Raw genomic sequence first — 4,423 nt, 5'->3', positions numbered from 1 at the left:
ACATTTTGTGTGCTCCTCAAAGTGTCCATTTTCTTAACTTAATGACATTGGGTTAAGCTTCCCTTTTTTTATCTTCTGCGATCAAAGCTTTCATCGCTTCCACAGCACAGGAAAACATCGGATGAAGGTCATGATCCTGTGGATTGGACAACCCTTGTTTTTCTCGTTCCTGATTGGCAATTGCCATAAACATCGCACCGGCACGAACATGTAATGCGGAAGAAACGATAAACAACGTACTGCTTTCCATCTCCGAACAGATCGTACCTAATGCACAATACGCCTTCCAGTTTTCCACAAGGTGCTTTCCAACCGGCGATTTCAGCGGCTCATGCTGGCCATAAAAGCTGTCCTTACAATGCGCTACCCCAACATGAAAGGGTAAAGAAAGCTTTTGCGCACTTTGTACCTGGGCCTGTAAAACAGAAAAATCAGGTACAGCCGGAAACTCGATCGGGGCATATTCCCGACTACATCCTTCAGCTCTTATCGCACCACTGGCAATACATAGATCGCCGCCTTTGACATCTAAGGCCATTCCACCACAGGTGCCCAGACGTAAAAACGTATGTACCTTGCATCGAACCAGTTCTTCTATGGCAATGGCCGTAGAAGGACCACCGATTCCAGTGGAAACTACACTGACTTTTGTGCCATCTAAAAAACCTGTATAAGTGACATATTCCCGATTTCTTTGTACAAAGTGGGCATCCTGTAAATACTTTGCCACTTCTTCTACCCGTCCGGGATCCCCGGTCAAAAATACATAGCTTCCTATTTCTTCTTCATTGACACCAATGTGATATTGCACACCAGCCCCTTGTGTATAATCGATCATAAACGCACCTACTGTATTTGAAATTGAAGATAATAAACATGAGGATGAAACATGATGGTATTAAAGCCATAGGCATCACAATCATCAAATTCTCCATCCCAGTCATTATTTAACGTTTGCCGAAGCGTTTCTGCCTGCTCTTTTTCCAATTGTACGGTAGAATAGAACTCCATACAATTCATCAAAGAAGGCTGTTCTCTGGATGGTGAAAAAGACAGATCCGGACAATATGAACGAAGCTGTTCTTTAATTTCTTCCTCTATACCTGTATCTTCTGTATCTATGACCACATGCAGACGAACTAACATTGACCATCCTGCTCCAAAATATAACGACAGAATTTTTTTAAGTTCTGATCATTTTCTAGAGTAATGACTTTACCCATACTCAAATTTAGAGCCGCAATGCGGATGTCACCATCCACAACGGACATATTTAAAGTCCCTGTCACATTTTCATAGAATATGTCATATAAATAGCTTGTTCTTTCTTCATTGGCCTTTTTCGACTGTTGTTCAAAGTGCAGGTCTTTCTTGTTCTTTAACATAACCCGAATAGCACCGGCACCGCTGGATGGAATTGATTTTGACATATTGACCTCCTAATGTTTTTCTGCTTCAAATGTAATTTGAATTCCTAAATTGGAATAGACCGAAGCATCGACATGCGCTACATCACATGTGATATGCGCCTGTGTTCCCTTTAACTGTTTTAGCTGCTCCATCGCCTTTTTGGCAAGTGGATTGGATTGAGCACTCAAGCTTAACGCAATCAAAATTTCATTGGTATGCAGTCTTGGATTGACACTGCCTAAGTATTTTGTCTTTAACTTCTGAATCGGACCAAATGCTTCCGGTTCAATCAACAAAGCTTCATCCTCAATACCGGCCAAATGCTTGATCGCATTCATCAATGCCGAAGAGCAGGCACCCATCAAATGCGTTGTCTTTCCGGTAACGATCGTACCATCTGCCAATTCCAATGCCCCACTGAAAGAATGAGATTCCTTTTCTTTTTGACGGGCCGCCACAACACATTTTCGATCTTCTTCAGTGACACCGGCCTGTTTCATGACCATTTCCTGTTTATGTACTTCTTCTTCCTTACATTGTTCACGAACAAATCGTGTTTTAGAATTAAAGTATCGGCGTATGATTTCTTGCTTGCTGGCATCCTGGCAGGCTTCATCATCACTGATGCAGAAACCGGCCATATTAACGCCCATATCTGTTGGCGATTTATAAGGACTTTCTCCGTAAATGGCTTCAAAGATATTGCGTAATACCGGGAAGATTTCAATATCACGGTTATAGTTGACCGTTACTTTATTATACGCTTCCAAATGAAATGGATCGATCATATTCACATCGTTTAAATCCGCTGTGGCTGCTTCATAAGCCAGGTTGACCGAATGTGTCAAAGGCAGATTCCAGATCGGGAAAGTTTCATATTTCGCATACCCGGCTTTAATACCATGTACGTGATCATGATACAGCTGAGAAAGGCAGGTAGCCATTTTTCCTGAACCCGGTCCCGGTGCCGTTACAACGACCAAAGGGCGCTCTGTCTTGATGTAATCGTTTTTACCAAATCCATCTTTGGAAATGATCTTCTGTGTATTCATCGGATAGCCATCGATATAGTAATGATAATAACAGTTGATCTTACGACGTTTCAGCTTTTGTTTAAAGCTGTCTGCCAGATCCTGACCGGTATATTGCGTAATGACAACACTGCCTACAAATAAGCCAACCTTGCGAAATTCTTTGATCAGACGAAGTACATCTTCCTGATAAGTAATTCCCAGATCCTGACGCACTTTATTTTGTTGGATATCTTTTGCCGAAATGACGATAACGATTTCCGCCTGATCTTTTAACTGCATCAGCATCTGAAGCTTGCTGTCGGGTTCAAAACCCGGTAATACTCGGGAAGCATGATAGTCATCAAATAGCTTACCGCCAAATTCCAAATACAACTTGTCACCAAATTGTCCGATTCTTTCTTTTATATGCTCAGACTGCATGGCCAAATATTTTTGATTGTCAAATCCAATTTTCATCTATTTCACCTCAAATTTTCAATGTCTATTCTATCACATACAGGCGTTGAATGCACAAAGAAAAAGGTCGTGCTTGACGACCTTATACATTCTCTTCTGCCAGATTTGATATCATCTTTTCATCCATCATTGTTTCATGAAGACTGGCATCAATTTTATCGATTTCTTCAGCCAGATTGACCGCATGATCATTGATTCGATCATAATCGGTTAAGATTCTGGAGAAGGCAATTCCCAATTCACTGGAAATGCTCTTATCTTTTAAGCCCTGGATCTGAGCTGTTCTCCATTCTTGTGTGTTCTCATCAATCTGATTGTTGTAGTCATCTGCCTTTTGCAGATTAAAGATATAATCATACATTTTAAATGTACGTTTTTTCATCTTACGTAGAATACGTTTTTCGTTTTCGCTCATCTGTTCTTTTGTCGTCACCAAAGCTTGACGATCCATGTTGATCGCATAATCACTGATACGTTCAATATCAACTAACATCGTATAATATGCCGTCAGTGCTTTGGATGTTTCCATATTCAGATTGGCATTTCCAAAGGCATCAGAAATATATTTGGAAATGGCGCTATTCAAGAAGTTAACAGCCGCTTCTCGTTTCTGAATCGATTTGGAACGATCTTCTTTATAGTTGATCAACTGATCAAAGGCATCCGATACATTGGTATAGGCCAGCTTCATCATACGCATGACTTCATCATTGACCTGCTGCACATTGATGGCCGATAAACCAATCAGCTTATTGCTCTTTGGTAGTGGCTGCAGATAAATCAAACCTTCGGAATCCACCGATAATTTCTCACTTGGAAGAACATGCTGGGCAAAAGCTGCTAAATACGTTCCAAACGGCAACAACAACAGTGTGGTGACCACATTAAACAACGTATGCATATTGGCAATCTGTTGCGCCGCATTGTCTGGCGACCAGCCGGCCACGATCGTAGTAAGCGGCGTCAATAAACATACCGTAGTAAAGATGATCGTACCGATGATATTAAAACTCAAGTGAATAATCGTTGTCTGCTTGGCTTCCCGACCTGTACCAATCGATGCCAACACAGCGGTGATACATGTACCGATATTTTGTCCAAACAATACAAAGACTGCACCATTTAGTCCAATCAAACCACTCCGGGCCAAAGCCTGTAAGATACCGACCGAAGCTGAAGAACTTTGAATGATGGCGGTAAATACCGCACCCACCAAAATACCGATGACCGGATTGGAGAAATTCGTAATCAGTGAAATAAAGGTTTCGGATTCACGTAATGGCTCCATTGCGGTGGACATCATATCCATACCAATAAACAGAATACCTAAACCGGCAATGATTGAACCAAAGTAATGAAACTTTGGATTCTTCAAGAAAACAATCAATACAACACCGGCAAAGGCGATCAGTGGTGCAATCTCACTGACATTCAGTGCCACCAGCTGTCCGGTGATGGTCGTACCGATATTGGCACCCATAATGATCCAAACAGCCTGCTGCAAAGTCATCAAACGGGCATTT

The 4,423-nt window shown here is 41.6% G+C and carries 5 protein-coding genes; all 5 read right to left on the bottom strand.

The features are described from left to right. Positions 1–52 precede the first annotated feature (52 nt). The gene (gene udp / locus U0M88_RS08435; protein WP_331869539.1) at positions 53–838 is read right to left on the bottom strand and encodes a uridine phosphorylase; all 786 of its coding nucleotides are present in this window, start codon (positions 836–838) and stop codon (positions 53–55) included. An 8-nt stretch (positions 839–846) separates the two neighbouring features. Further along, positions 847–1,146 carry a hypothetical protein gene (locus U0M88_RS08430; RefSeq protein WP_331869538.1) on the bottom strand — a complete coding sequence of 100 codons (300 nt, stop codon included), beginning with the start codon at positions 1,144–1,146 and terminating at the stop codon, positions 847–849. Then, the gene (locus U0M88_RS08425; protein WP_117446342.1) at positions 1,140–1,430 is read right to left on the bottom strand and encodes a hypothetical protein; all 291 of its coding nucleotides are present in this window, start codon (positions 1,428–1,430) and stop codon (positions 1,140–1,142) included. Before U0M88_RS08425 ends, U0M88_RS08430 begins: the two co-directional genes overlap by 7 nt. Positions 1,431–1,439: 9 nt before the next feature. Continuing rightward, complete coding sequence (locus tag U0M88_RS08420; RefSeq protein WP_331869537.1) at positions 1,440–2,900, bottom strand: DUF1846 domain-containing protein; 1,461 nt, start codon at positions 2,898–2,900, stop codon at positions 1,440–1,442. Between the two features lie 82 nt (positions 2,901–2,982). Beyond that, the coding region (locus tag U0M88_RS08415; RefSeq protein WP_331869536.1) for a Na/Pi cotransporter family protein at positions 2,983–4,423 on the bottom strand (1,441 nt) is incomplete at its 5' end.

The sequence above is a fragment of the Faecalicoccus sp. genome, from assembly GCF_036552745.1.
In the GTDB taxonomy this organism is placed as follows: Bacteria; Bacillota_I; Bacilli_A; order Erysipelotrichales; family Erysipelotrichaceae; genus Faecalicoccus.
The sequence above is the reverse complement of the archived record's forward strand: the minus strand, read 5'-3'. Positions and strand labels throughout refer to the sequence as shown.